At 54.7% G+C, this 26,505-nt stretch carries 22 protein-coding genes, 2 tRNA genes and 1 riboswitch; of the genes, 7 read left to right on the plus strand and 17 right to left on the minus strand.

The genetic code is table 11. The features are described from left to right. The first annotated feature begins 395 nt into the window (after nucleotides 1–395). Entirely contained in the window at nucleotides 396–671 is a 276-nt protein-coding gene (locus tag I2E77_RS07555) for a DUF1905 domain-containing protein (protein ID WP_191363169.1), read from the plus strand. Between the two features lie 48 nt (nucleotides 672–719). Here the strand turns inward: I2E77_RS07555 and I2E77_RS07560 are convergent, their stop codons facing one another. Then, nucleotides 720–1,850, minus strand: a complete 1,131-nt coding sequence (locus tag I2E77_RS07560) for a DUF4317 domain-containing protein (protein ID WP_191448923.1) — start codon at nucleotides 1,848–1,850, stop codon at nucleotides 720–722. Nucleotides 1,851–2,312: 462 nt separating this feature from the next. Between I2E77_RS07560 and I2E77_RS07565 the strand changes: the two genes are divergently transcribed. The 4 genes from I2E77_RS07565 to I2E77_RS07580 all read left to right on the plus strand — a co-directional run bounded on the left by I2E77_RS07565 (nucleotide 2,313) and on the right by I2E77_RS07580 (nucleotide 6,141). Continuing rightward, entirely contained in the window at nucleotides 2,313–3,554 is a 1,242-nt protein-coding gene (locus I2E77_RS07565) for an ammonium transporter (protein ID WP_087234608.1), read from the plus strand. A 19-nt stretch (nucleotides 3,555–3,573) separates the two neighbouring features. Further along, nucleotides 3,574–3,957, plus strand: coding sequence for a P-II family nitrogen regulator (locus I2E77_RS07570; RefSeq protein WP_191363168.1), 384 nt, complete (start codon nucleotides 3,574–3,576; stop codon nucleotides 3,955–3,957). A gap of 425 nt (nucleotides 3,958–4,382) precedes the next feature. Further along, nucleotides 4,383–5,684 carry a phenylacetate--CoA ligase family protein gene (locus I2E77_RS07575; protein ID WP_087234610.1) on the plus strand — a complete coding sequence of 434 codons (1,302 nt, stop codon included), beginning with the start codon at nucleotides 4,383–4,385 and terminating at the stop codon, nucleotides 5,682–5,684. Nucleotides 5,685–5,700: 16 nt separating this feature from the next. Beyond that, complete coding sequence (locus I2E77_RS07580) at nucleotides 5,701–6,141, plus strand: ACT domain-containing protein (RefSeq protein WP_087234611.1); 441 nt, start codon at nucleotides 5,701–5,703, stop codon at nucleotides 6,139–6,141. Nucleotides 6,142–6,313: 172 nt separating this feature from the next. Here I2E77_RS07580 and I2E77_RS07585 read toward each other — a convergent pair whose 3' ends face one another. The 4 genes from I2E77_RS07585 to I2E77_RS07600 form a co-directional block, all read right to left on the minus strand. Continuing rightward, nucleotides 6,314–6,814, minus strand: coding sequence for a hypothetical protein (locus I2E77_RS07585; RefSeq protein WP_191521514.1), 501 nt, complete (start codon nucleotides 6,812–6,814; stop codon nucleotides 6,314–6,316). 66 nt (nucleotides 6,815–6,880) lie between these two features. Then, nucleotides 6,881–6,966 (minus strand) — tRNA-Tyr (locus tag I2E77_RS07590). Between the two features lie 100 nt (nucleotides 6,967–7,066). After that, a tRNA-Thr gene (locus I2E77_RS07595) sits at nucleotides 7,067–7,142 on the minus strand. A gap of 90 nt (nucleotides 7,143–7,232) precedes the next feature. Beyond that, nucleotides 7,233–7,898, minus strand: coding sequence for an HAD hydrolase-like protein (locus tag I2E77_RS07600; RefSeq protein ID WP_191406006.1), 666 nt, complete (start codon nucleotides 7,896–7,898; stop codon nucleotides 7,233–7,235). A gap of 509 nt (nucleotides 7,899–8,407) precedes the next feature. Between I2E77_RS07600 and I2E77_RS07605 the strand changes: the two genes are divergently transcribed. Together I2E77_RS07605 and I2E77_RS07610 are read left to right on the plus strand one after the other, a co-directional pair. Then, nucleotides 8,408–8,827 carry a YjdF family protein gene (locus I2E77_RS07605; protein ID WP_191363165.1) on the plus strand — a complete coding sequence of 140 codons (420 nt, stop codon included), beginning with the start codon at nucleotides 8,408–8,410 and terminating at the stop codon, nucleotides 8,825–8,827. Between the two features lie 64 nt (nucleotides 8,828–8,891). Further along, nucleotides 8,892–9,281 carry a YybH family protein gene (locus I2E77_RS07610; RefSeq protein ID WP_195450951.1) on the plus strand — a complete coding sequence of 130 codons (390 nt, stop codon included), beginning with the start codon at nucleotides 8,892–8,894 and terminating at the stop codon, nucleotides 9,279–9,281. 141 nt (nucleotides 9,282–9,422) lie between these two features. Here the strand turns inward: I2E77_RS07610 and I2E77_RS07615 are convergent, their stop codons facing one another. The 12 genes from I2E77_RS07615 to I2E77_RS07670 all read right to left on the minus strand — a co-directional run bounded on the left by I2E77_RS07615 (nucleotide 9,423) and on the right by I2E77_RS07670 (nucleotide 26,497). Next, nucleotides 9,423–10,142, minus strand: coding sequence for a DNA alkylation repair protein (locus tag I2E77_RS07615; protein ID WP_243252562.1), 720 nt, complete (start codon nucleotides 10,140–10,142; stop codon nucleotides 9,423–9,425). Then, on the minus strand, nucleotides 10,129–10,602 hold the full coding sequence (locus I2E77_RS13925; RefSeq protein WP_330608916.1) for a methylated-DNA--[protein]-cysteine S-methyltransferase: 474 nt from the start codon (nucleotides 10,600–10,602) through the stop codon (nucleotides 10,129–10,131). Before I2E77_RS13925 ends, I2E77_RS07615 begins: the two co-directional genes overlap by 14 nt. 3 nt (nucleotides 10,603–10,605) lie before the next feature. Continuing rightward, the gene (locus tag I2E77_RS07625) at nucleotides 10,606–11,385 is read right to left on the minus strand and encodes a class I SAM-dependent methyltransferase (protein WP_191396055.1); all 780 of its coding nucleotides are present in this window, start codon (nucleotides 11,383–11,385) and stop codon (nucleotides 10,606–10,608) included. Further along, entirely contained in the window at nucleotides 11,357–11,578 is a 222-nt protein-coding gene (locus I2E77_RS07630; RefSeq protein WP_172749734.1) for a hypothetical protein, read from the minus strand. Before I2E77_RS07630 ends, I2E77_RS07625 begins: the two co-directional genes overlap by 29 nt. A gap of 17 nt (nucleotides 11,579–11,595) precedes the next feature. Then, nucleotides 11,596–12,357: an ABC transporter ATP-binding protein gene (locus I2E77_RS07635; protein WP_191396054.1), complete on the minus strand. Its 762-nt coding sequence runs from the start codon at nucleotides 12,355–12,357 to the stop codon at nucleotides 11,596–11,598. After that, nucleotides 12,354–13,502, minus strand: coding sequence for a FecCD family ABC transporter permease (locus tag I2E77_RS07640; RefSeq protein WP_243252563.1), 1,149 nt, complete (start codon nucleotides 13,500–13,502; stop codon nucleotides 12,354–12,356). Before I2E77_RS07640 ends, I2E77_RS07635 begins: the two co-directional genes overlap by 4 nt. Then, nucleotides 13,486–14,529, minus strand: a complete 1,044-nt coding sequence (locus I2E77_RS07645; RefSeq protein WP_195450952.1) for an ABC transporter substrate-binding protein — start codon at nucleotides 14,527–14,529, stop codon at nucleotides 13,486–13,488. The genes I2E77_RS07640 and I2E77_RS07645 overlap by 17 nt, the downstream gene beginning before the upstream one ends. A 162-nt stretch (nucleotides 14,530–14,691) precedes the next feature. After that, a riboswitch (cobalamin riboswitch) is annotated at nucleotides 14,692–14,883 on the minus strand. A 552-nt stretch (nucleotides 14,884–15,435) separates the two neighbouring features. Beyond that, nucleotides 15,436–19,713 (minus strand): family 43 glycosylhydrolase, encoded by a 4,278-nt coding sequence (locus I2E77_RS07650; RefSeq protein ID WP_195450953.1) that lies wholly within the window; start codon nucleotides 19,711–19,713, stop codon nucleotides 15,436–15,438. A gap of 87 nt (nucleotides 19,714–19,800) precedes the next feature. Further along, entirely contained in the window at nucleotides 19,801–21,114 is a 1,314-nt protein-coding gene (locus I2E77_RS07655; RefSeq protein WP_087234655.1) for an ABC transporter substrate-binding protein, read from the minus strand. Nucleotides 21,115–21,303: 189 nt separating this feature from the next. Beyond that, entirely contained in the window at nucleotides 21,304–23,100 is a 1,797-nt protein-coding gene (locus tag I2E77_RS07660; RefSeq protein ID WP_172749735.1) for a cache domain-containing sensor histidine kinase, read from the minus strand. Next, nucleotides 23,085–24,650, minus strand: coding sequence for a response regulator transcription factor (locus I2E77_RS07665; RefSeq protein ID WP_191363081.1), 1,566 nt, complete (start codon nucleotides 24,648–24,650; stop codon nucleotides 23,085–23,087). Before I2E77_RS07665 ends, I2E77_RS07660 begins: the two co-directional genes overlap by 16 nt. 203 nt (nucleotides 24,651–24,853) lie before the next feature. After that, entirely contained in the window at nucleotides 24,854–26,497 is a 1,644-nt protein-coding gene (locus tag I2E77_RS07670; RefSeq protein WP_195450954.1) for a class I adenylate-forming enzyme family protein, read from the minus strand. Nucleotides 26,498–26,505: the final 8 nt, after the last annotated feature.

Below are 26,505 nucleotides of genomic sequence, written 5' to 3' on the forward strand. Positions count from 1 at the left end.
TTTCGGATGTTCCCGTCTCTCTCAAAGTCATTACGGGTCCTTCATTTCGTAACGTTGTTTAATTTTCAAGGTCCTTCACAACCCTCGAACCGGCTTCCCGTCTGGGTTTATGGCCTCTCGCCTTGTCCCTTTCGTTTGGGCCGTTTCGTAAGGTGCTCGAATATAATACCAAACCCTACCCCTTTTGTCAACACCTTTTTTAAAAAAATTTGAAACTTTTTTCAAATTCTTTTTCCAGCCTCTTTCCAAGGCCGGGAAAGCGCCAATAACTTGCCTATATAATCTACCATATCTCCCATTGCATCACAAGCCTATTCCTACAACACGATCGCCATCCCCTGTGAAATTTGCCGGTAGGATGGGGCATGATAAAAGGACCGGAAGGAGGTTCGATCATGGGCGAATATGCTTTTGACGCGGAAATTCAAAAAGTCCCCAACATCGACGGTGCGTATATCGAAATCCCCTTTGATGTAAAAGCAGCATTTGGAAAAAGCCGGGTTCCCGTCCATGCAACATTCGACGGCGAACCATACGACGGCAGCCTGGTGCGCATGAAAACTGTCCGCCACATTCTTGGCCTGCGCAAAGATATCCGCGCGAAAATCGGCAAACAGCCGGGGGACACGGTCCATGTCACATTGGTAGAGCGCATCCCCGCCAAACGATAGGGATGGAAATCAAAAGGCGTAAAGAGGATTCCTCTTCACGCCTTTTTCTTACGAGATATGGATCTGCACGCCGTTTACTTCAACCCCTTCTTCCGCACGGATCAAAATATACTTCTTGCCATCGATCACACGTGTTTCCAAAAGATCGCTGCGCTCCGGATTCACCCGGATCGTGACGTCCGGCGTACAGACCTCAAATTGCTTGCTATTGATAATGTTCCGCGGACGGAGCTCCGTATCTGCACCAAATACTGTATCATATTTTTCATCGAAAGTGGCCGTCCGTTCTTCCGGCACCCCACAGGATTCCAATACCCGCTTGACCGCTGTTTTCGAGAGCACCAGGGGTTCCACTTCCTTGTTGGCCTTATGTTCTTCGATCATCCCGCTTAACTGGTTATGCACCGATTGCACCACATCGTAGCTGCAATCTTCGGCCAACGTTTCGCCAAGGATCGATTCAAAGGTTTCCTTTTGCTCGGCCGCCGGCATGGGGACTTCACAGTGGAACACCGCGTCCACGAACTCCTGATGATTCTCCGCAATATCGCGCGTATAGTAAAGGGCACTGTAGATATTGGTGCTTCGGTCTTCAAATGCAGGAAATAAGAAACCGATCTCCGGCGCCGCAACAATCCAATCCTCCTTCCGGTTGTGGAACATATTCTCGTTTACATAATAACTCAATGCCGGTTTTGTCATCTTGACCGGGCAGATGCTGCACAAGAAATAGGAATATACTTCGGAAGAGGCGTCCTCCTGTTGTTCCCCGTCCTTGGAGCGGTAAGGGACATCGTATGTATCATACGCCAGCAGGATCACATAATGCCCCTCGATAGACAAAGACTGGACAATCCGCTGGAAAAGCGCCTGCGCCGCCTCTTCATTGTTGAGAGAAGAATTCCGAAGTTCCATTAATAAGCTATGTTCCTCGCTATCTACGACTTGGCGGGTGGTGAAATCAATATCAATCAAATTTTTCCCCAGCGTCCCAGAGAGCGTCCTCTTTAAGATGGCCAAGAGCTTCTCCGATTCTTCCTGCGGCGTCAGCGCGAACGACTGGCGGAATTCAGATACAATCTCCCGCTTATCATTGACATAACAGCCCCGAATATAGGCGATATTACTTTTCTCCGGCCGGAACCGGCGGCGGATTTCTGCGACTTCTTTTTCGTTCATTACAACCCCTTCTTTCTCTAATGAATCCTCTATTTCCACTGCATATCCGCTGGCAGGCAGATATGCGCCTTAAAATTCCCCGATACGGTTTTGCAGCGTCATCGCTATATTGACGCCATGCGTACCGGCGTCCTTCAAATGCCCCCGTCAAAGAGCCGGAACTATTATAACACACAGCCCATCCCTCTCAAAATGTTTCTTCCCGCTTCGACAGGATGTTCCAGATTCGCACGATCCCCATGCCCCGTATGCTCTTTAATCTGGAAATCCGCGCCTGATGCGATAAGGCCAGAAAACCAGATATATTTTAACCAGGCATATTTTAAAAGCATCGAATGAAATTATAAATTGACCATTGACTTTTCTAATTTACTTCGCTATAATAGTGGCGAGCAAAGGCGTTCCCAAGGGATGGGAACGCCTTTTTTTATTTTATTTTTAAATTTTTAGGAGGGTGATCGTATGAGTACAGGGGATAACGGTTTTGTACTGATCTGTGCGGCGTTCGTATTCTTTATGACGCCAGGGTTGGCTTTTTTCTATGGGGGCTTGGTGCGGCGAAAAAACATCGTGAACACCATTATGGCTTGCGTTGGTATTATGGGCCTCTCCGTCGTTATGTGGATTGTATGCGGCTTTTCCCTATCCTTTGGTGCGGACCACGGCGGCATAATCGGCGGCTTGGAGTATATTTGCCTCAATGGTTTGGACTTTAATGAAGCATTGTCCTATGCGCCGACGCTGTCGTCGCTCACGTATGTTGTTTTCCAGATGATGTTCGCCATGATTACGCCGGCGCTCATCACGGGCGCTGTGGCAGGACGTATGCGTTATAAGGCACTGTTTCTCTTTATCGCATTATGGTCCTTGGTTGTCTACTATCCCATGGCACATATGGTATGGGGAGCCGGTGGGCTTCTGGCCGAAATGGGGGCTGTCGACTTCGCCGGCGGCAACGTTGTCCATATCAGCTCCGGTGTGAGCGGTTTGGTCCTGGCGATCCTTCTCGGCAGGCGCAGCGGTGTGGAACACACATCCTATCGTGTCCACAACATCCCGTTTGTGTTTTTGGGCGCGGCGATTCTTTGGTTTGGCTGGTTCGGATTCAACGCCGGCTCTGCGCTGGGCGCCAACGGCCTTGCCGCGCATGCATTTTTGACGTCGGCCCTTTCCTCTGCAACAGCCTTGCTGGCCTGGATGTTGATCGACGTCATCAAAGATGGAAAGCCGACGCTGGTGGGCGCTTCCACCGGACTGGTTGTCGGGCTGGTTGCCATCACGCCCGGCGCGGGCTTTGTCCCGGTTTGGGCAGCGATTGTCATCGGGGCGGTGGTCAGCCCCATTTGCTACTTCACGATGAATTTCTTAAAGAACAAGCTCAAGATCGACGACGCGCTGGATGCATTTGGCTGCCATGGCATTGGCGGGATCTGGGGCGGCATTGCCACCGGATTGTTCGCAAGGACGGACATCAATCCAGTTGCGCGATGGAACGGGTTGGTCTTTGGCGAGGCCGGGCTCTTTACCGCACAGGTCGTCAGCATCCTGATCACAATCGCAGTCGCCGTGGTGGGGACGCTGGTGTGCGTCGGGATCACCCGGATCTTTACCAAGCTGCGGGTTGAACACAAAGAGGAACTGCTTGGGCTTGATATGACCCAGCATGGCGAGCGGGCATATCCGTCGTTTAACGGTTTAGACTGATGAAGGGGGATACATAAGTATGATGTACAAGGTAGAAGCCATCATCCGCGAGGAAAAGCTCGAGGACATCAAGGAAGCCCTGCATGAAATTGACGTCAACGGCGTCACTGCTTATCAAGTGATGGGGTTCGGCGCCCAGCGCGGTTATAAAACCGTCGTGCGCGGGCAGGAAATCGACGTCATGCTGCTGCCAAAAATCAAGCTGGAAATCGTCGTCTCTTCGGAAGAGTGGAAAGACAAAACCATCCAGAAGATCAAAGAGGTTGCTTATACGGGTGAAGTGGGCGATGGAAAGATTTTCGCCTATGAAATTACCGATGCATTAAAGATCCGCACCGGTGAGACCGGCTATGCGGCGCTTCAATCCGCAAGCGAATCCGGCGAAACCCCATCAAGGGCCTAACATACGGTTTATATCGAAAAAGCAGCTGCCAGCGAAAACCGGCAGCTGCTTTTTCGATCTCTTAGACAGCTCCGGGTTGTCAGAGCCTCTCAGAAAATGATTCCACTTTGAATTTTTACGCAAAACAACCCCACAAAATATTCTTCGAAATGCGCTTTAGCCATTCCTCCATCCGCTCAGGCGCAAAAACGAGGTCCCACGGAATCCCTTCCCGGCCGCAACAAGCCCCAGGCGCTTTAGGCTCCGCTATTTCTCCAAATCCATTTCTATGGTGGAAAAAACAAAAGATACGCCAATAGAAACGTCCACATAAACGCACTAAATATATTTACTTTATCTAGGTAAAATGGTATAATCTCTATAAAATCGTTGGATTCCTACACGATTATCCCATTATCATTATATAGAAAGGAAAGATCCCCTTTATGGAGCATTATTATCAATCTGAAATCGAGTGTGCCAGCCGGGAACAAATCAGAGCTTGGCAAAACGAGCGCCTGATCCCGACCGTGAAACGTGTCTACGAGAATGTACCTTATTACCGTCATCTGATGGAGGAAAAGGGCGTTACTCCAGACGATATCCGTTCCGTTGACGACCTACATAAACTCCCCTTTTTAACCAAGGAAGATTTGCGCCAAGCATATCCATACGGCCTATTGGCTGTCCCGCTAGAGGATTGCGTGCGTATCCAGTCCACCAGCGGCACAACCGGCCGCCGGGTAGTCGCTTTCTATACGCAACACGATATTGACCTGTGGGACGAATGCTGCGCCCGTGCAATCGTGGCGGCCGGCGGCACCAAAGAAGATGTGGTACACGTCTGCTATGGCTACGGCCTGTTCACCGGCGGCCCCGGCCTGAATGGCGGCTCCCATAAAGTCGGTTCCCTAACCCTGCCCATGTCTTCCGGCAATACCGACCGGCAGATTCAGTTCATGTGTGACCTGGGCTCCACCATCCTCTGCTGTACCCCTTCCTATGCCGCCTATCTGGCAGAGAGCATTATTGAACGCGGCCTGCGGGATAAGATCAAATTGAAGGCCGGTATCTTCGGCGCAGAAGCATGGAGCGAGGAGATGCGCCAGGATATCCAAAACAAACTAGGGATCAAAGCGTACGATATCTATGGCTTGACCGAGATTTCCGGCCCTGGCGTCGCTTTTGAGTGCAGCGACCAGCACGGTATGCACATCAACGAAGACAATTTTATCCCTGAAATTATCGACCCAAAAACCGGTGAAGTGTTGCCGGAAGGCAGCGTCGGCGAGCTGGTCTTCACTTGTATTACCAAGGACGCTTTCCCTTTGCTTCGTTATCGCACACGTGATATCTGTGTGCTCAATTACGAAAAATGCCCCTGCGGGCGTACCCATGTGCGTATGTCCAAGCCGATGGGCCGTAGTGACGACATGTTGATCGTCAAGGGTGTCAATGTATTCCCGTCTCAGATCGAAACGGTATTGCTTAACAAGGGATACCCTGCCAACTATCAGATCGTCGTCAGCCGTGAAAACAACAGCGATAAGCTGGAGGTCCAGGTAGAGATGACGCCCGAGATGTTCTCCGACAACCTCTCTCAAGTCTCTTCCCGCGAAAAGGAACTGGTGGACGCTCTGAAAGCCATGCTGGGAATCTATACGGTTGTGAAGCTTGTAGCGCCTAAGAGCATTACCCGCAGCGAAGGCAAAGCGGTACGTGTAATCGACAAACGCAACCTGTACTGAGAAAGGAGCTTTGGAAATGACTATCAATCAGATCTCCGTATTTCTGGAAAACAAGCCTGGACAGCTGGCTGAATTCACCCGGCTTTTGGAGGAAAACCAGATCGATATGCGCGCTCTTTCCATTGCCGAAACGCAGGATTTTGGAATCCTGCGCCTGATTGTAGACGACCCCTATAAAACGGTCAATGTCGTCAAAGATGCCGGCTATATCTGTGCGGTCACGCCGGTCCTGGCGGTCGAACTCTCTGACAAGCCAGGCAGCCTTGTGAAACTGCTCACTGCACTTGGAGAAGGCGGCATCAACGTGGAATACTCCTATGCTTTTACCGCGCGCAAAAAGGACGTAGCTTATATGGTATTCCGTGTCAACGATCCGGAAAAGGCCGTTGGGGTATTGATTCAGAATCAAGCGCGCCCCCTTGCGCAAGATGATCTTTCCGCCTTGTTCAACGACTAATAAAAGCACACAGCCAAACGGTTTCATCAAACAGCAAGGGCATCCAACAGGGATTTCGTTGGATGCCCTTTTCCATGCCGGTTTTTCCGATGCGCTTCGGCAGTATTTCTGCTGCGATTGTAACAAAAAGGAGGCAAACCATCTCCAGCCCATCCGGAAGGAAGCAGAGCATTCAAATTCCTTCGGATAACGCCTGGCTGACCGTAATAAAACATGGTTCATGCAAGGGCGATGGGTAGGGGATTTCATGAATCAACTCCTGCACAACACGTTCCATCTCCGCCCACCCATCCGGACAAGCTACCCACCAGGAATATATCTTCTGTCTCCTTTGATAGAAATAACAACGATAGCCGTCAAAACCATCCACTCGCTGTACATGTGTTGGATATGTTTGATTCGCTTTTTCCGCCAAAGAAGAAGCTTTCCTGTTGCAGGAAAGTAAAATGCAATCCTTCGCACGCGTGGGGCTTTTTTCCCATTTACAGATATAGTATTTTAACCAATATGTATCATCCGTCCTGCTTTTCAACAATGCAATCGCGAAATGCCGGTTCTCAGAATACGATTCCAAAGTAGCGGTTCTGGCATATGCAAATTCAATGCCACATCCCTGCTCTTGAATCTCCTCCCAAAAGGGGAATGCCATATGAAACGCCATATCGAATACCATATCTGCTACATCCTTTACAAAAAACAAAAGACCCGGCACATTCACACATGCCGGATCTTCTTACATTGGTGGAGGAGGATGGATTCGGACCATCGAAGCTGAAAAGCAACAGATTTACAGTCTGCCCCCTTTGGCCACTCGGGAACTCCTCCATATGTGCCGCCCCATTTCAGAAGCAAGCTTGTCTCTGGCGTTGACAGGGAACTCTTCCCAAACACCAAGCTCCGTGTCCGCCAAAAGCAGATAACCTGCTGGAGCTGGTGAACGGACTTGAACCCCTGACCTGCTGATTACAAATCAGCTGCTCTACCAACTGAGCTACACCAGCATTTGCATCACTCAAGAGTGCTTGACTAATATACCATACTTTTTGTCCATTTGTCAAGCCCGAAATGCAAAGATTTTTGAAAAATTTGGTTTAATTTTCGTTGGAAAAGAGATAGGGCCGCAGGGCGTCCACCGAATCCGCAAACCAGACCGCCCCAGCCTCTGCTAGCTCCTCTTTTGTCCCATAGCCATAAGCTGCCGCCAAAAAGTCCACCCCAGCCTCAACCGCGCCGCGCGCGTCAAAATGGGTGTCTCCGATCATGACAACCTCGCGCTTTTCTGCGCCGCCGCACTCCCGGATCGCCTGCGCAATCATCTCCGGCTTGCTGGAATGGAATCCGTCGGGCCCGGCTGCCACCAGCGCGTCAAAATATGTTCGGATGTCATACGCTTGGACGATGTGTTCCAAGATCGGCTTTGGCTTCGAGGAGGCCGTCGACAGCTTTGCGCCGGAAGCTTTCAAATCCTTTAATAGCGCCTCGATTCCCGGATACAGGCGGTTTTCTCTCCAACCGATCCGGTTATACCGCTGGCGATACAGCGCAACGGCCTTTTCCGCCTGCTCCTGGCTCATCCCGCAAAAATTGCGCATGCTCTGTCCCATGGGCGGCCCGATAAATTTGCGCATGACCTCCGGCGGAGGGACGGGAAATCCCATCTCACGGATTGCATACTTGGCGCTGTTTAAAATTCCCTCGCCCGATTCGCAGAGGGTTCCGTCCAAGTCAAACAGAACAATCTTATAATTACATTTCATCGGTAGTTCCTCCGTCCTTCCATTTCCCGGTTGAGACTTTGATCCATAGGCCACCTGCTGCCGCCTGACTTGTGCAACAGCCTGTCCGCTTTGCAAAACCTGTCCGCAGCCATACTAGTATATCCTAATTTGTCGGGAAGCTTCCTCCCGGTGGGGCTTTTTCCATTCTGCCTCCGTCTCCTGTAGACGTTGTGGTTCTACGCAGACCTGTTCCGGCCATCGGAAAGTTCTCCCATACGTTTTCCAACTTTAATCCATTTTCCCCTATCCTGTCAAGACAAAGGCTATAAAAAGCAAGTTAAAAACATGTTTTCCAAACCGGAGAGAAAAAGCCAGCATCCCTTTCCGGAAGCGCTCTTGCGGGCTAAGCAAAAAGACGGTATGATAGAGTGGCAAGGATAAAAACACGGCGCGGTTGGTAGTCCGCGCGCCGGGGATCTCCCGGCCAGTAACCCTCCCTCCCATGGGTCGTCCGTTCTTTGCAGGATTATACAATGGGAGGAATCAAAATGGACACAACAGCAGCGAAACTCACGGTATTTTTTGAGGAACCGTTTTGGGTGGGCGTCTATGAGCGCACCGAAAGCGGCCAGGTGGAAGCATGCCGGGTGGTCTTTGGCGCAGAACCCAAAGATTACGAGGTATACGACTTCCTACTCAAGCACTGGGATAGCATGCGGTTCAGTCCACCCGTTGCAGCAGAGGGAATCCCCTCGCAGATTCGGAACCCCAAACGGGCGCGGCGCGCAGCAAAGCAGGCGCTTTGCCGCACCGGAACGGGAACCAAATCGCAACAGGCCCTGCAAATGCAGCGGGAACTGGGCAAACAAGAGCGCAAAAAACTCCGCAAACAGCAATCCGAAGAGGAAAAAGCGCGGCGGTTTGCCCTGCGCCAACAGCGCAAAAAGGAAAAGCACAGGGGCAGGTAACATCTGCCCCACATCCTTTTCCGCTGTATTTTAAAGGCTAGCGTTTTGAAAGGAGCGTTGATCGATGAATCCAGAGATTCAATCCCTCATCCAGCAGGCGGATCAGGCGATCCGTGAGGAACGCTTTGACGACCTGATGGAATTTTACACAGAGGACGCCGTCTTGGTGATCAATGGGGAAAAGGAGGCCCATGGCAAGAAAGCCATCAAGGAAGCTTTCATCCAGATTGCCGCCTATTTCCAGAACAGCCTCGTCCCCACACAGGGAAAAATGCGGATGATCGAAGCGGGGGACACGGTCCTGGTCCTGTCGCAAACGCTTCTGGACGCGGACAACAAGGCGGAATCTTCGTACAGCATGGAGCGCCGTGCGACCTATGTCTATCGCCGCATCGGTGGAAAATGGCTCTGCGCCATCGACAACTCCTATGGGACCGCCCTATTGGACGACTGATGAACCACATTCAAAAGAGGGGGAAGCCGCTGTTGATACAGTGGCTTCCCCTTTTTTACGATCCGTTGCTCTGGCTTTGTGATCGTTTCCAGTTGCGGCCTTCTGGCCTTATTTCCCCTTGACCAAGCAGCCTAAACGCCGTTACCGGCGCTTCATGGCGCGCAGCCGTTCCTTTTCCTCCCTGCAGATTCGCCGGGATTCGGTCATCTTTTGCAACGCCTTGTTGAAAGGGAACGTATCCAGCCGGCTATTGGGCAGATAGGCCATGGTCCGCTCCGGAAAGCGCGCATAGCATTCCGCAAGCGCCCAGGCGACTGCCATCTGCGCATAATACCCCGTATGCCGGACATTGTCCAGGGTCTCCAGGACACGGTCGATGAACGCCTCTTGGATGAAGTGATCCAGGAGCATCACGACGCCGAAGCGCACGTCAAATTCCCGTTCGGAGGAAAAATAGGGCCGCAAAAACGCCCACACCCGTTCCGGATCTTTGCGGACAAACTTCAGGGTATTGCAGAAGCTGTCGCAGGTGGACCAGTCGCCAATCTCCGGGACGAACGCCTCCGTATAAGCAAGCAGCTCCGCTACATCAGCCTTTGCATAGCCGATCACCATTCCGCGCAGAAGCGTCTCTTCAAAGCACTTCCCCTTTTCCGCGCGGAAAAAGGCGCGCCAGTCCCCGCGCGCAATCCGCTTGGCCAACCCACGCAGCGCAGGCAGCCGCACGCCCAGCATGGGCGTTCCCCCTGGAATCAGGCCGGAAGCAAACGCCCGATAGTCCGGTTCTGCCATCGCCTGCAATTCCTTCCGGACAGCCTCCCAGCCCCATTCCATATTCAAAGATGCATCAGCGCGCCCCATACCGTCTCTCCAAATCCAAAAGGGTTCTTTTACACTCCAATCCGCCCGCATAGCCTGTCAAGCTGCCGTCCGCCCCCACCACGCGGTGGCAGGGGATAAAAATCGGGATGGGATTGCAGTGGTTCGCCATACCGACTGCGCGGCACGCCTTGGGGCGGCCAATCTGCGCGGCGATTTCCCCATAGGACCGCGTCTGCCCATAGGGGATTTCCTGCAAAGCGCTCCAGACCGCTTTCTGAAACGCCGTACCTTCCGGCGCCAATGGCAAGTCGAACATCTTCCGCTCCCCGCGCAGGTATTCCCGGAGCTGCTCCGCCGCTTTGCGAAGCAGTTCCGTTTCGTGTTGCACAACCGTTCCCGGCACCTCTTCGCCGGGAAGCCGCAGAAGGGCAATCGCGCCCCCATTTTCTCCAATCGCGATGCGACCGATTTCAGTGTCGTATAGAAACAGACCGTCCACGCTTTACATTCCTTCCTTTTCCGGTTTTATCGCGCGGGTTGCGATATAGGTGGGCGTGAAGTCCCGCAGGCGTCCCTGGCCGGGCCGGTCGCGGTCGTCAAAGAGGTCGGTCAGCCGAAGCCCCGCTTTTAACTGACCGCCGATCTGCTCTTCCAGCGAATGGCTGAATTGCATGCCGTCCCCGTCCCGCATCAGCTTTTCACATTGCTCCGGGTTTTTTAACGGGTTAAACGGAAGCGCATTTTCCACCACAAGTGTTTGATCGTCGTTGAACAAGTAGGGAATCCCATTGTCCATCCCCGCCAGAAGGACGCCGCCCGGCTTGAGAATGCGGTAACATTCCCGCCACACCTGGTATACATCCTCGATGTAGCAATTGGAAACCGGATGGAAAATCACGTCAAACTGGCCGTCCGGGAAGGGCAAGGGCTTGGTCATATCGCCGCGCACAATCTGGATGGAATAGCCCTCGCGTTCCGCCACCATCCGCTCGCTTTCCAGCTGCTTTTTGGAATAGTCAAACACCGTACAATTTGCGCCCAAAGCGGCAAAAACCGGCATCTGCTGTGCGCCGCCGCTGGCCAACCCCAAAAGCTGCGCCCCCTTGAGCGCTGGAAACCAGCTGTGTGGCACCGGGCGCATCGGCGTGAGATATACGTCCCATGTCCCGTTTTTTGCCGCCAAATAGTCCTCGTGGGAGATCGGGATTCCCCATTCGATCCCGTCCTCAACCCACTGATCCCACTGTTCCGCGTTATATTTTGTGTACTGTTCTCGATTCATCGGTTTCCCCTCTTTCTTGGCTGGTTTCATCATTGCTATTTCTATTATAAAGCCGTATCCCAATCTCTGCAAATCCTTTTGCGGAATTTTCATGCATTCCTTTCCAGCCCGCGAACCAAACAAATTTTATCCGGCCCTCAATTGCCCCGAAAAAATGCACGCCAAAGGGCCTGCCTTGGAGATTTTCCTCCAAGGCAGGCCCTTCCCTTTTTATTTTGCCTGATAGATAATCAAAAGCTGCCCATCTTCATCGGTGCGGACCTTGGCGCGCACGCCGTATACCTCTTCGATCATCTGCTCTGTAAGCACCTCGCGCGGCGTTCCTCTGCTATAAATTTGACCATCCTTGACCACATAGATGACGTCGCTGTACATGGCCGCCAGGTTTAAGTCGTGAAAAGCGGATAGGACCGTCTTATGCATGGACTTGACGATGTTGAGCAATTGCAGCTGGTATTTGATGTCCAAATGGTTGGTGGGCTCGTCGAGGATCAAAGCCTCTGTGCGCTGCGCCAGTGCGCGCGCCAAAATCACACGCTGTTGTTCCCCACCGGACAGGCTGGAAAACGGGCGGTTTTCCAGCACCTCCATGCCCACCTGCTTCAGGGCTTCGCGCATGATCGCATAGTCCTCCGCTGTATCGCGGTCCATCGCGCGCTTATGCGGCGCGCGCCCCATCAGCACCATATCCTTTACCAGAAAATCAAAATCATAGGCATTGTGCTGTGCAACCACGCCCAAGCGTTTTGCAGCCTCTTTATGGCTCATATGGGAAAGCGGTTCCCCGTCCAGCCGGATGCAGCCCATCTTGGGCTGCAATACGCGATAGATACATTTCAAAAAGGTGCTCTTCCCACTGCCGTTCGGCCCAATCAGCCCGACAAAACAACCATTCTCCGCGCGCAGGGAGATGTCCTTTAAAATTTGCGTGCTTCCCCAGGAGAACGAAAGGCCCTCTGCATCAATCCTCATGACGGCCTCCCTCCAAACTGATAAGTCTTTTTGACAAGCAGCAGGACAAACGCCGGCGCCCCCACAATCGAAATCAGGATTCCAATCGGCAACTCCGCATTTGGAAGGATCGTCCGGGCCACCACGTCGGCCCAAACCAGGAAGATGCCGCCCGCCAGAGCGGACAGGGGCAACAGCTTCCGATGATCCACGCCGAACAGCACGCGGATTACATGAGGGATCATCAACCCTACAAATCCGATGACGCCCGATGCATAGACAACGAAGCCGACCACCAGCGAGGCCATCACCAGATACACTTGCCGGTAACGGCGCAAATTGGTTCCCAGCGTGATAGCCGTATCGTCCCCCAGCAGCATGAGATTGAGCGTGCGGCTCTGCGTCAAGAAAAAGGCGATCGCCAGAAGCACAACCAAAAAAATCACGCCGTTGCTCTCCCATTCCGCCCCCGCCAAGCTGCCCATCAGCCAGAAGGTGACCGTCATAAAGCGGCCGGGATCGTCCGCCACATAGACGATAAAATTGGAAATGGCAGAACAAACCGAACTGAGCGCCACGCCCGCCAAGACCAATTTGACCGGCGTTGCACGGCCTCCAAGGTGAGAAAGCCCGATGACGGCAAAGGATACGCCCAACGCGCCCAAAAAGGCGCAGACACCGACGCTATTCGAGCCAAAGGCGCCGATCCCCAGCAGGATTGCCGCCGTTGCGCCCAAGGATGCGCCGGAAGAAATTCCCAGGATATACGGGTCCGCCAGCGGGTTTTGCACGACGGCCTGCATCACAACACCCACGGTCGCCAATCCCATGCCGACCGCCACCCCCAGCACGATCCGGGGCAACCGGATATACCAGACGATGTCGTGGACGGCCCCTTGCGCCAGCGTTGCGGGGTCCCCGATGTGGAACCATTCAAACAGGATGACTTCATACACCTGGCGCACCGTCAGGTCCGCGGACCCGACGGTCACAGCAAAAAGCACGGACCCCACCAGAACTACCAGCAAAAGGACGACTGCGCAGAGATATGCCGGTATTCCGTGAAACACGCCGGTTGTAAGGCGCTGGGACAGGGTTTTATCCGTGCTTGGGCGTTTCCCAAGAACGGGTTTATCCCCCCGCTGCATCTTATGCCTCAATCCCATAGAGGCTCTTGAGGAATAGTTTTACCGTATCTTTGGTGCGGACCCCGGGTGCATACGCCAGACTGTATTCCACCGGATAGATACGGCCGTTTTTGACCGCGTCCACGCTGGCCAATGCAGGATTTTCCGTATACAGGGCAATTGCCTCTTCGTCCGAAACAGAGCTCACATGTACGGCGAAAATCGCTTCCGGGTTGGCATCCACGATCTCCTCATCGGTCCATCCCGCCTGGCCAAGCGGTTCGGCGCCCATCTGCGCCGCAATATCGCCCGCAGCTGTCTTAGCATGATAGATGTCGTATTCGCCCTCCCATTTTTCTGCGATCAAGATGCGTTGGGGCTCTTTTCCCTCCGCGGCCTGCTTTCCCTGGTCGACATATTGCTGGATATCGGCGATGATTTCTTCCGCCTTCTCCTGGCGGTTATAAATTTTTGCAAGATTCCGGATATCCTGATACTCATTCTCCAAGGATTCGTCCCCACGCAGCACGCTATTAATGGTCGTATAGGTTCCGATTCCACGGTCATGCCAAAAATCGACGTCCCCCATGCGATCCTCCATATTGAACAAGGAATACCACCCGATGACCATGTCGGGCTCCAAACTCAAAGCGTATTCCTTGACAAAATAGCCGACGTCCTGGTGATTTTTTAGAAGATCCAGCTTGGCAAATTCCTCTGCATACTCCGGCAGTACGCTGCTGCAATCCGCCACCATTTCAATTTTATCACCAAGGCCGAGCGCCAGAAGGATTTCCACATTGTTCCTCCCATAGACCAACGTCTTTTCCGGGCATTTCTCAAAGGTATAGGGCACCAGTTCCTGCGCGTTGTTATACACCTCTACGGTCACGGGATAATAATCGGACTCGTCTTGGGATGCCTCCTGTGAGGAGGCGTCCAAACCGGCCGGTTCACTGGAGGACACGCTCTCCAATTGGGAGGACGTCTGCAGGCCGCTGCTACAGGCTGTAACGCTAAGCAGCATAGAAAGCGCCAACAGGGATGCAAGGATTCTCTTTTTCATGATTTTTCCACTCCTTTTTCGATCTGAAATCACTTCGTTCTTCCGTGACAAAAGACAACAAAAAACGCCCGCAACGAGTGTTGCGGGCGGGGCTTCCAGACCGTCAAAAGGGTATACGTCCCCCTTGGGCGTTTTCTGGCAACCGGCTCCGTCGTCCGCAGAATGGCCACCGAGTCCATGGCAGGTCTTCTGACTGATGCATCCACACCATCTTCCGCCTTCTCAACAGGAATTCTATCAATGGCATCTTGGAAGTGGCTCCGCAATCACAGCAACGGGATTGTACAAGATTCGCACTTGTTTCCCTTTTCATCAAACCCTCGTGTGGTTTGAACCATGGACCCATTTGATTCTTTTGTCGTTTTCAGTATAAAACACGGTATGGGAAATGTCAACGATCTCCATGAACTGCAGACGCGCAGCGTCTTTCGCGGACGCACAGCGTCTCTCGCGCCTACGGCGGACGCATGGCGTCTTTTCGCGCCTACGGCGTTCCCTAAGAAAACGAACCGCGAGGAGTTTGTTTTCCGCTCCATATGGGAAGGCCCTACAGAGGCAAGCGAAAATTTTCATACAGGCAAAAATTACAGTCCCACCACATGTGAGAAATAGAAGGATAAAACATAGCAAGGCCCTCACCCTGGGAATTCCCAGGGTGAGGGCCTTACCGTTATCGGGAAGAATCCTTCCCTTTCATTTTAAATTAGCCAATGGTTACCGTGCAGTGCTTCACTGGACGTGCAACGTCTTACGCGGACGCACAGCATCTTTCACGCCTACGGCAGCAACCACGGAAGCAAACCGCAATTATGGCGTGTTCCGCTCCGCAGGGGAAACCCTACGGAAGCAATCAGACATCGGACGCACAGCGTCTTTTCGCGCCTACGGCGTTCCCTAAGAAAGCACTTATCCAATCGTAACCGTGCAATGTTTCACGGCTGCATTGCCCGGCAGGGTGGTGTAAACGCCCGTGCTCTGGCCCGGCGTGCCGATGGCATAGACTCTGTAATAATAGTCGTTGCCGACCTTCGCCACGAACTGCGTCTTCAGCACATCGCCGTTGCCGACCGTGAAGCCCGGCGTCATGGCGTTGCCGTTGACCACCGTCATCTTGAAGCAATACGCCTGGCCGCGCTTCAGTGTGAAGTTGACCGTCGTGTCGGAAACCACATAGGCATTCGCTGCCACGCTCTGGCTTGCAGATACAACGCCCGCTGCGCCGTATGCGTTGCCGACGTTTGCAGATGTGCTGCCGCTGTTCTTCGAGCCCGTGGAGGTGCTCTTCTCGACCAAGCCGTCGATGCTGTTCTCCAGCGCCTCGACTGCGTCCGCAACCTCTTCCTCGGTCGCTTCTGCGTCGTTCAGGACTGCCTTCGCGGTGCTCAGGGCGGCCTTCATCGTTGCCACGCTCTTCGCCGTGTACTTATTGGTGTTGATCGCTTCAGCTTCTCCGATCAATGCTTCCAGCGCATCCTTATCCGGGATCATGCGCAGGGCGGAAATCGCTGCCGTAAGGTCTTTCACTGCGGTATCCACCGCATCCTGCGTTGCGTTTGCATTTTCCAGCACGGTCTTTGCTTCTTCCAGAGAGGTCTCGAATGCGGTCCATGCCTCGTTCTGGATGTACTGGTCCGCGTTTTCAACAATGCCGTCGCCCTTGAGGACCAGCGCTTCCAGCTCGGTGATGTCTGCGCGGTAGACCAAGTCGTAAATCGCGTCATACAGCGCATCGACTGCTGCGGTGATGTCCGCTTCCAGGACTTCTTCATCGTCCAGCAGGTCTTCCGCCGCCGCATACGCTTCGTCCAGCGCTTTCAGGCTGTCCGGCGTGAACAGGTCGCGGTTGATAGAATCTGCGATCTCCATCGGGATATCCAGCTGGCTCTTGTCGCCTGCAACAAAGCTCAGGTAGTGCAGCGCGTCGATCAAGTCGCTCCATGCGGTGTTGATCTCGTCCTGCGTTGCGGTCTTCTTGGCTTCGACGTCCTTCGCCGCCTGCAAAGCCGCTTCGTACTTCTCCTGTACGGACGGTACGGCTTCCGCTGCTTCGTCCGCTCTGCCTTCTGCAATCTCAATGGCAGCGCGCAGGTTCTGTTTGTCAACGACCGTGAAGCCAAGCTCGATCGTGGTGTCCGCGTTCGGCATAGCCGCGCTGTACACATACTCGGCAACGTCAAAGCTGTCTTCCGCAATGGCTTCGCCATTCACGGTGACGCCTGCGATCTCGCGGCCTTCTACGCGCGGCGTAAAGGTCAGCTCAAGCTCGGTGTCCGCCATTACGACGTCTTTATATGCGCCGATCAGGTTGGCAATCGTCTGGCTTTCGCCATCGATGCTCAGTTCGACGGTGTTCGGGAAGGTGACCGTCAGCATGTGCTCGCTCGGCTCTTCCTCCACTTCGCCGGTCAGGGCAATCCAGCTCAGGACCGGGTCGGGGTTGTTGGAATTCTGTCTCTGAACGCTGATGGTGACATCCGCGTCGTTTTCTACCGTAAACGGGAACAGATAAGCCTGTTCGCCGGAATTGGTGAATGTGCCAATCGTAGTCTCAACCGTCTGCCCGTCCGCGCCTTCATAAGAAACAACGACCTTCATCGGGCGGGATGTACTCCACCACTCCTGGAAACCAAGGGAAACCTGATACTCGCCGGCCTTTAACGGTAGCTTGTAATCGATATTCTTGCCGCCCTTTGCCCAGAAACCGCTGGTATAAGCGTCCTGGCTTTCCGGATTCTTGGGTGCGATGTCGTCATCGGTGCCGGTATAGCCCCAGCTACCCTCGGTATAGGCTTGGTCATACGCCTCGGTATTGACCAGGTTCGGGGCCATCTCTTTGATGACATCGTACAGCTCGGAGCCATTCGTAGCGCCGCTGTCGATAAAGTAAAGCAGGTTCTCCGGGATGTCAACGACATTGGCCGTTATCGTAAGGCCATTGGCGTCTTCCAGCGTGCCGGTTACCGTATTTTCTGCGCCCGGAATCAGCGAGCTGAAATCCCAGGAGACATTGACGTCCTTGGTCACCCACCCCTCATCCTCACGGATGCTGACGTTTACCTGCTCCGGCAGGTTCTCGGTGCCATAATAGATATCATCCATCTCGCTGTTCAGCTTGATGTTGTTGATGGAATCAAATACGCTGAGATCCCAATCGTTGTATTCCTGGAGGCTGATATTCCCTCTGGCGTCGATCTGCACCGGCAGCCAGATATAACGGGAATCTGCAAGCGCTTCCGCGCTGAAATCCTGTTCTTTTCCATAACCCCAGCGGTCGCCCATGTAGATGAACTTGCCGTTCTCCGGGTCCACCGGGATCACATTGGTGCTCTGGGACCAGAAGGTCTTCCCATCGGTATCGCCGATGCAAGGATCGCCCATGTCGGTCCACTCGCCGAGAATTTCGTCGGCCTTCCAATAGCGGGCCGGGTTCGGGCTCCAGCCGGTTGCGCCGGAGGTAATCATGTAATAGGTGCCGTCATACTTGAACAGGGCCGGCGCTTCGCGCTGCCCGCCCGGGAACAGGCGGACGAAGTCCACGCCGTTCTTTGCCAGGCCGACCGGCTCCTGCGGCACGTCGAGGTCCGTGTACTCGTCGTTCAAGCGGGAGATAAACATCGTGCGGTTCTCTTCGCTGGAATAGATGATATACGCCGTCCCGTCGTCGTCGATAAACAGGTTCATGTCGCGGGCAAAACCGCGGTTCTGCGGCTCTTCATACCAGTCGAGCACGCCGTTGTCCTCCAGATACTCCTCTTCCGGAAGCTGGTGCAAACGGGAGCGGCGGATAAAGGTGAACGGGCCGTTCGGCGTATCGCTGATCGCCATGCCCGCTGCTGCTGCCGCGTAGCTGGAAGTGGACTCCTCGGTGGGGCCGTCCGCATGGAACCAGATGATGTACTTTTCGGTTGCCTCGTTATAAATCATCTTCGGGCGCTCGATAATCGCCGTGTCCTTGTTGATGCAGAGGTAGACATAATCCTTCTCTTCTTCGGTCAGGTCGCCGTAGAGGGCTGTGAAATACGGGTCCGTATCCAACGCCTCACGGTTCGGGACCGAACGCATCACATAGCCTTCGAACGTCCAGTTGTACAGGTCGTCGGAGGAATACGCGCTGATGCCATTGCTGTGGCTTCCGGTCGTCTTATCCTCGCCAACCCACCACCATTTTTCCGTTCCATCGGGCATGGGCAATTTCTGCACCTGTCCGCCGTGCGCCTGGATGGGCTTGCCGTTGGTGTCCTTCCATACATCGCCGTTGACGCCGGAGAAGGAATCATAGGTTTCGATGGAGCGCAGGTCGGAGTAGACCGTGTCCAGATGCTCGCAGGTCTCTTTCACGTCTGCAGGGCTCGGGTTGTCCTGCGCCGCCAACTCCTTCGCAGATGCCAGGACAGCGTTCAGGGCCTGGAGGTTGTCCTCCTTATTTTCTTCGCCCACATAGAGCTCGCCAAGGGGCTCTTCTGCATAGACAACGCCGGCCGCCTGGTCCGCTTCCACCTTGCCCTCGATCTCCGCGATCTTATCCGTCAAAGTGGCCTTGTCATACACTTCGCCACGCTTGACCAGGATGTAGCTGAGGATGGGGTCTCCATCCGCAGAGGTACGCTTGGAGTTATGGACAAATACGTTCAGCTCGCCGTCCGTGACCATAATCTCCGAAGTGCGCTCAAACGTCGCATTGGTCGCCGAGCCGCCGGGCACGCTGGCCTGATCCGTAGTGCGGGTGCCTTCCAGATCGATGTCCACCGTTCTGGCGCCCCACCAACCGGGGATCTTAATGCCAACAGTGACTTCATAGCTGCCGTTTTCCACAGCAAAGTTATACCGGAAGCCGCTGGTCTCCGGGTCATACTGGATGCTGTCGCTGGTGTACCAGTACGTATCGGTCTTGACAACGCTGTCTGCATTGCCGCCGCGGACCATGTATTCGTCTTCTACATAGCCCCAGGCATTCCCCGTCCCAGCGTCCTCGCCATAGGGCTGGTCCGTCACGGACTGGTACCCGCCCATGGCGTCCCCCTCCGCCACGTCCGCCACATTGGTTGCAGCGCAGTTGACGAAGTAGAGCAGGTCTCCGGGTTCCCCGCTCTCGGTTGCCGCCAGTGCCGGCGCAGAAACAAAAGTCTGCAACAGCATGCACAAGCAGAGCAGCAGAGGCAGGGCCCTGCGTTTGGTTCTCTTCATGTTTGCGTTTCTCCTTCCTATTGCCTTTCTTCTGTCCTGGCTTTTCAGCCTTCTCTACAAACCGCCTCGCCGGCGGCCGTATGCAAATTAAGAGTGGAGGACGGAAGCGCGCGCCTGTGTCTGGGCGTTTTTGAGCGTCTCATCCATATCAGCCCCCTGCATAATGGATTGCAGGCTCTGGGCGATGATGTCCTCCATGGTATAGGTATACAGCCCATAATTGACCGGCGGGATCTGCTCGGTCCAGGCCGCAAGATCCTCATAGATCCGCTGGCCTCCAAAAAATTCACTGGGCTCACTTCGGTATTTCAAATCCTTTGCGGACTTCATGGTGCTCACCAAGCTGATGTCCTTCACCAGGTCGTCGATCAACTGCTCGTTGGAAGCAAAGGTCTTCCCCAAGAAGTCCACCGCCAGGTCCGCACCCGGGACGCTGCTCAATACATACCAGCTCCCGCCGCCAATGCTGGAAGCATTGACCGATTCGGGGATGCCGTCCAACCGCGGGATCGGCGCCACGGCCCATTTGCCGCTCTGCTCCTCCGCTTTCACAATATTGGACATCACCCAACAGCCCGAGGGGACGCTGGCGACCTCTCCCTCCTGGAAAGCCTTCACAAACGGGTCCCAGCCGGACACCTGCAACGCAATCCCGGAATCCACCATGCGCTGGTACGTGGAAAGCGACGCCTTGAGCACTTCATTTTCCGCAATGTCCACGCTCTCGCCGTCCTCTTTTACATACCATGCCCCGGCGGACTGCATCATGATGCGCACCTGGCCCAGGTCGCTGGGGTCCAACGTCAACATATATTTGCCGGTCGCCGCTTTGACGTCCTTACCGATTTCAATGTATTCGTTCCAAGTCAGGTTCTGCATGTCCTCCTGCGTGTATCCCGCCGCTTGGAGGTAATCCGTGCGGTAAAACAGGGCGGCTGCGCCGCTGTCAAACGGGACGCCATAGATCTTGCCCTCCTCCGTCATGACACGGAGTTTATATTCCATAAATTTATTGGGGTCCACAATGGAGGAAAGGTCCCGGAACTCCCCGGGGTACGACTTCAGGAAATTCTGGATCCGGTAATCCTCAATCAGGACAATGTTGGGCAGCCCTTCATAGTTGGAGGAGGAAAACGCGGTATTGAGCCGGGTGATGATGTCCGTCTGGGCCATGGTGACGATGTCAACCTGGACGCCCGGATCGGTCTTTGCATAATACGCCTTTGCCAAATTCGCCGCCTTCACATTGAAGGTATCGTCCCAAGCCCATATGGTCAATGTATGTTCTTCTGCCTCCATGGCCGGCTGTTCCGCCGGTCCACCACCGGTTTTTGCACAGGCTGTCAACCCCCACAACAGGCAAAAAGCCAGCGCCAGGGCCAGCAAACGGGAACAACGCATGCTAACCCCTCCTGTCATATTCTGCAAGCCCTTTTTGACAGCGCCCATAAGAGGGGCGGCTTGCATAAACGCATTGTTTCTTTTCATCTGTATCTTATTTTACTAAAAACCAATCCATAGGTATTAGCAATTTCTTTCTCTCATTTGGTATTTTTTTTAGATGTTTTTTCATAGACATTTGTACTTTTTTTATAAATTGGTAGGATCTTTGGATTCTTTCTCCTGCGCCGGGATCGTGATGGTGACTGCCGTGCCCTTGCCCGGTTCACTGGAAATGGAAACGCCGTACTGCGCGCCATAGAGGAGCTTGATCCGGTCGTCTACATTTTTGATGCCAATCCCGGTGAAGTGGTCTGCTTTCCCGCCGGTGGACAGCGTGCGGCCGACCTCCTCCTGTTTCATGCCGGAGCCATTGTCGATGATTTCGCTGACCAGGTCATTCCCGCGGCGGCGGACCGACACAAAGATGCTCCCTTCCTCCGCCCCGCTGAACGCATGGAAAAATGCGTTCTCCACAAACGGCTGCAAGGTCAGCTTGGGCATCAGGCAGTTGCGGCAGTCCTCGGCCAGCGAAAACCGGACCTGAATCTGCTCCCCAAAGCGCAAATGCTGCAAAAAGACGTAATCCTTTAAGTTGTCGAGTTCCTCGGCCGCAGGGATGCGTTCCTCGCGTTTGCTGATGGTCCCGCGCAGCAGGCGGCTAAACGAATCGATCGCCTGCACAGCGCTTTCGGAATTGCCCTGCCAGATCATCCATTTCAGGGAGGCGAGCGTATTGTAGATAAAGTGCGGGTTGATCTGCATTTGCAAGGCGCGGATCTCCGCCTCGCGCTTTTCGTCCTCGATGGTCATGATCTGCTCCATGTAACTGTCGAGGCCATCCAACATGTAATTGAACGCCGTTGCAAGTTCCCGCACCTCATAGTTGCCTTCCACGGGGATGTGCCGGCTAAAATCCCCCTGCGTTACCTGTTTCATCTCTGCGACCAGGGAATGGATCGGCCGCGTCGTTTTGCGCACCACGAGGAACATGATGGCGAACACGCACAGGACCACCAACAACGTCATAATTTCAATGGGCTTGTAGCTGCCGACCGCGCGCAGGATGCTTTCGCGGTCGATCAATCCAACCAAATGGAAATTCCAATGGGGGATCTCCTGGGCAACCACGGCCATCTGGCGCCCGGACTGGACGATCTCCCCATAGGGCAGGCTGTTTTCTTCCACCTGTTGCGCCGTCTCCAAAAGCTCCAGATTTTTAAAGCCGATGAGTTCCTTTTGGGTGGACGAGATAATGCGCCCTTCGCTGTCCAGCAGCATCAGGCTGTTTGCGTCGCTGCTGAAACTGCTGTAAAAATCGCGCAGGACCTCCTGCGGGATGACCACATAGGCATATCCGTAGTTCGATTGCCCGCCGGCATAATTCAGGCCTGTACTGGCAACGATGGCGCTGTCCCCCTGGGTCAGCGTGGTGAAGCCGTCGTCTACATATTGATAAAGGATGCGGTTGGGCTGGCGGCGCGTCTCCTGTGTGACCGCGCTGTCCAGCAATTCTTCGACTGAAACGGTCAGCCCGGCATCGCTGCTCAAATAGCTGCTGCCGTTGACGCCCACCAGCACAATGCTCATCTTCTCAAAATAATCCGGCGGCAGGGCGTGTTCGAGGTTCCACACCATGCTGTACTGCGTGTACGACGCGGTCGCGGAGCTGCGGTCCTCGCTGGTGAGATAGCTCCGGAAGGCCCAGTTGTTCTTGATCACGCTCATGATTTCGGAAATCTCATCGTTGAACCGGCCCATATTTTCCCGAATCTGCCCGATGATCTGGGAATTGGACTCCGTAAAGGTGTCCACATATACGTCCTCGGACGCCCGGATAGAAATACTGAGCGTCAATGTAGCAACGCATATGACGCTCAGCAGCATGACCGATAGAATTTTCAGCAGCAAACTATTGGACCGCAGTTTTTCTAAGATTTTTTCCATCGTTTCCCTCCAACCGCGGCGCCGCATTGACGGCGGAACTCGCTCGGCGTTTTCCCGGTGAATTTCTTGAACACCTTACAGAAATAACTGTGATCCCCATAGCCGACCATCCCGCACACCTCGGACACCGGGATATCGCCCTTGCGCAGGAGCTCCTCCGCGCGGCGGATGCGGGCGCGGTTCAGATATTCACTGAACCCCTCCCGGTTGTTGGCGCTGAAATACGAGGACAGGTAAGAATAATTGAAATTGAATCGCTTGGCGACATCGTTGAGGGTCAGCGCCTCGGCGCAGTGTTCCTCCACATAGTCGAGGATCTCCTGGACGGAACGCTTCCCTTGCCGCGGCGCCCGCTCTTCAAACAGCGTGAGGAAATCGGCCCGGATGCAGCCAAAGGCTTCCAGGAGATCTTCCGCGAATTTTGCTTCACTGATCCGGATAAAACAGTCGCGCTTGAGGGAAGCGATGCGTTCCGCATCCATGCCGCTTTCCTCCCAAAAGGCCAACATCTGATAGAGCGCATCCTGCACCAGGGATTTGAGCTCGAATTCCCCGGGGGCATGCCGGTCAACCGCCCGCCGCAGCCAGGCGTCCAATTGCTCCAGCGCCTGACGCATATCGGATGCGCGGACCAATGCGTTGAATCTTGCGGCGTCGAACGGCTCTGCGGCGGCAGGGGCAAACGCATCCTCCCCCTGGATGAACACGTCCCGGCAATAAAAGCGCTGCCGGGAGAGCGCGGCCAGGCGGGTATAGGTCTCTTTGAGCAGGCCCAATCCACTGAACTCCCTGGTGTAGACATAAAAGGCGCGCGGCGACTTTACGCGTACGGCGGCCACCAGCTTTCTGACGCGCTCCGTCAACGAGCGGTACGGCTCCGCCGCATAATTGACGATCATCAGCAAAAACTTGCGGTCGATCGTGGCCACCCGCGCGGTTACGCCGGGCAGGAACTCCTCTGCGCCGGCTGCTAAAATCCCGGCCTCCCGGCTGAGATTGGCTGCATTTCCCAGCACATAGGGGACATTCATCCCCACCAGGAAAAAGTGCGGATAGGGAAATACCTTGCGCAACTTTTCCAGGGCGTCCGGCGCGGGGAACCCGGACAGCGCCTGGTTGATGACGCTCTCGAACGAATCCCCTCCCCCGCGGGTGAGCACGAAATCCGGAATCTGCCCAGCCGCCTTACAGAGGGTCGCCAGCAATTCCTGCTGGTTCAGCGTGGGCTTGAGGATGTAGTCCACCGCGCCGTGCTGGAAGATGGATTTTACATATTCAAAGTCGCTGTAGCCGCTCAACACAATGACGCGGGTTTCCGGATACCGCTCCTGGATGGCCTGGGTCAGGGCGATCCCATCCATCACCGGCATGACCACATCCGTCAGCACAATCTGCGGCTTCAATTCCTCGATCCGGGCCAAGGCTTCCTCCCCATTGGACGCTTCCCCCACGATCTGGAACCCCTCCTGCTCCCAATGGATCATGCCCTTGATCCCCTGACGGGTGAGATATTCATCCTCAACGATCAAGATGCGGCAATAGGTAGACATCCTGCTCCCCCTCCCCGCCGTCCAGCGGTTTTTTCACCCTTATTATAGCGTATCCGGGCTTTTCCAACAAGCGCCGCAACCTCTTTCATTCATAGAAGCATAAGCGGCCGCCGGATGAAAGCCCCCTTAAAAGGGCGGTTTTCCCCGCTTTCCCAACCGAAAAAATCGCCGTCCAAACCGGACGGCGATTTTTTCCACGGATTTTATTTAGATTGTTTTGCCTGCTCGCGCAGTTTATAATGCATCAGTTTGCCGGTTGCGGTGTGCGGCAATTCCTTCACAAGGTTGTACACGCGCGGCCATTTGTACGAGGACAACATGGGGCTGTGCATGCAATATTCCTTGAGCTCGGCCACCGTCAAGCTTTCGTCCGAGGGGACGACATAAGCCGCCACAACCTCGCCGCGCAGCTTGTCCGGAATCCCGATGACGGCGCTCTCCGCCACCTTGGGATGCTCGTTCAGCACGGCCTCAATCTGCGTCGGGTAGATGTTTTCGCCCGCGGACACAATCATATCGTCCTTCCGGCCGGAAACGGTGACAAACTCGTTTTCATCCCATGTCCCCACGTCGCCGGTGTAGAGCCAGCCCTTGTAGAATTTCTGGGCAGTCATCTCCGGATTGTTAAAATAGCAGAACGCGCTCTTCGCAGGGGAGGAGATGATGATCTCCCCAGGGGTCTTCCCGTCGCGCGGCACGGTGTCCTCCGGCTCGGCATGCGAACCGTCTTCGCGCAGGGCGACCAGCCGGACGTCGTCGTCCGTGCAGGAGCGTCCGGCAGACCCCGCCATATCCGGCAGGTCAAACGGGCGCAGGAAGGTGTTCCAGAAGGTCTCCGTGGTGCCATAGCCATTGAAAATATTGGGGGTCAAGAGCTTCATATATTTTTCGCAAGCGGCCTTTTCAAACGGGGCGCCCATGGTCACAATGCCCCGCAGGGCCGACAGCTTTGCATGGGCCTTTTCCTGCGCACGCGCGAGCATGGCGATGATGGTCGGCACGCCGATCAGGAACGAAACCTCGTATTTTTCCGCATATTCCAGGCAGCGTTTCGGGCTGAAGTCCCGCAAAATGACCACTTCGCCGCCCGCATACAGCGTCGGGCACGGGCCGCCGGAGTGGATGCCGCCGCGGTGGAACCACGGGGTCATATTCATGGTGCGGTCCGTCGGGCCGAGCGGGAAGTGCATCATCACATCGTGCGCGGAAAGGACCTCGTTCACGTTGTTGATCGGCACGCCCTTGGGCCGGTTGGTGGTCCCGGAGGTATATAGGCGGGTGGTCTCGTCGTAAATATGAGGGGCAAAGCCGATGGGCGGATCGGTTTCCGGCTGATTCGCCACATAGTCCTGATACAGAATATGGCCGTCGGGCGCCTGCGCGCCGCCCTTGTAATCCACCATAATAGTGACATCCGGTTTGTACACGCACATTCCCAGCGCGCCCGCGGACAGGTCGCCGAACTCCGCATCGTAGAGGAATGCTTTGGGGCGGCTGTCGTCGATGACCAGCGCAATCTCGCCCGCGCCCTGCCGGTAGTTGACCGGGCAGGCAATCGCGCCGATTTTGTGTGCAGCAAGGTAACAGAATACAAACTCAGGGGAGTTGAGCAGCGCAAACATCACCACGTCGTTCTTACCGACCCCGTCCGCGCGCAGTGCATGCGCCAGGCGGTTGGCCTCGGCGTTCAGCTCCGCATAGGTCCAGCGGCGGCCGGAAATCGGGTCGTTCAGCGCTGGGCGGGTGCTAAAACGCGATACATTGCGCAGAAATCCGTTCAGATAGGTGAACCGCGACTCGAACGTGTCGCGGAACATGGTGACGTCATACGTATACTGGTTATTCATACTGTGTT

This window comes from Anaeromassilibacillus sp. 1001302B_160321_C8, from assembly GCF_015554745.1.
Taxonomy (GTDB): Bacteria; Bacillota; Clostridia; order Oscillospirales; family Acutalibacteraceae; genus Anaeromassilibacillus; species Anaeromassilibacillus stercoravium.

Excerpts from the sequence above, each read along its gene's own strand:
- I2E77_RS07600 (WP_191406006.1), bottom strand. The coding sequence starts at position 7,898 with ATGAAATGTAATTATAAGATTGTTCTGTTTGACTTGGACGGAACCCTC.
- I2E77_RS07575 (WP_087234610.1), top strand. The coding sequence starts at position 4,383 with ATGGAGCATTATTATCAATCTGAAATCGAGTGTGCCAGCCGGGAACAA.
- I2E77_RS07565 (WP_087234608.1), top strand. The coding sequence starts at position 2,313 with ATGAGTACAGGGGATAACGGTTTTGTACTGATCTGTGCGGCGTTCGTA.
- I2E77_RS07615 (WP_243252562.1), bottom strand. The coding sequence starts at position 10,142 with ATGGGGCGCGCTGATGCATCTTTGAATATGGAATGGGGCTGGGAGGCT.
- I2E77_RS07635 (WP_191396054.1), bottom strand. The coding sequence starts at position 12,357 with ATGAGGATTGATGCAGAGGGCCTTTCGTTCTCCTGGGGAAGCACGCAA.
- I2E77_RS07610 (WP_195450951.1), top strand. The coding sequence starts at position 8,892 with ATGAATCCAGAGATTCAATCCCTCATCCAGCAGGCGGATCAGGCGATC.
- I2E77_RS07640 (WP_243252563.1), bottom strand. The coding sequence starts at position 13,502 with ATGGGATTGAGGCATAAGATGCAGCGGGGGGATAAACCCGTTCTTGGG.
- I2E77_RS07645 (WP_195450952.1), bottom strand. The coding sequence starts at position 14,529 with ATGAAAAAGAGAATCCTTGCATCCCTGTTGGCGCTTTCTATGCTGCTT.
- I2E77_RS07660 (WP_172749735.1), bottom strand. The coding sequence starts at position 23,100 with ATGGAAAAAATCTTAGAAAAACTGCGGTCCAATAGTTTGCTGCTGAAA.
- I2E77_RS07605 (WP_191363165.1), top strand. The coding sequence starts at position 8,408 with ATGGACACAACAGCAGCGAAACTCACGGTATTTTTTGAGGAACCGTTT.
- I2E77_RS07625 (WP_191396055.1), bottom strand. The coding sequence starts at position 11,385 with ATGAATCGAGAACAGTACACAAAATATAACGCGGAACAGTGGGATCAG.
- I2E77_RS07670 (WP_195450954.1), bottom strand. The coding sequence starts at position 26,497 with ATGAATAACCAGTATACGTATGACGTCACCATGTTCCGCGACACGTTC.
- I2E77_RS07570 (WP_191363168.1), top strand. The coding sequence starts at position 3,574 with ATGATGTACAAGGTAGAAGCCATCATCCGCGAGGAAAAGCTCGAGGAC.
- I2E77_RS07585 (WP_191521514.1), bottom strand. The coding sequence starts at position 6,814 with ATGGTATTCGATATGGCGTTTCATATGGCATTCCCCTTTTGGGAGGAG.
- I2E77_RS07580 (WP_087234611.1), top strand. The coding sequence starts at position 5,701 with ATGACTATCAATCAGATCTCCGTATTTCTGGAAAACAAGCCTGGACAG.
- I2E77_RS07655 (WP_087234655.1), bottom strand. The coding sequence starts at position 21,114 with ATGCGTTGTTCCCGTTTGCTGGCCCTGGCGCTGGCTTTTTGCCTGTTG.
- I2E77_RS07555 (WP_191363169.1), top strand. The coding sequence starts at position 396 with ATGGGCGAATATGCTTTTGACGCGGAAATTCAAAAAGTCCCCAACATC.
- I2E77_RS07650 (WP_195450953.1), bottom strand. The coding sequence starts at position 19,713 with ATGAAGAGAACCAAACGCAGGGCCCTGCCTCTGCTGCTCTGCTTGTGC.
- I2E77_RS07665 (WP_191363081.1), bottom strand. The coding sequence starts at position 24,650 with ATGTCTACCTATTGCCGCATCTTGATCGTTGAGGATGAATATCTCACC.
- I2E77_RS07560 (WP_191448923.1), bottom strand. The coding sequence starts at position 1,850 with ATGAACGAAAAAGAAGTCGCAGAAATCCGCCGCCGGTTCCGGCCGGAG.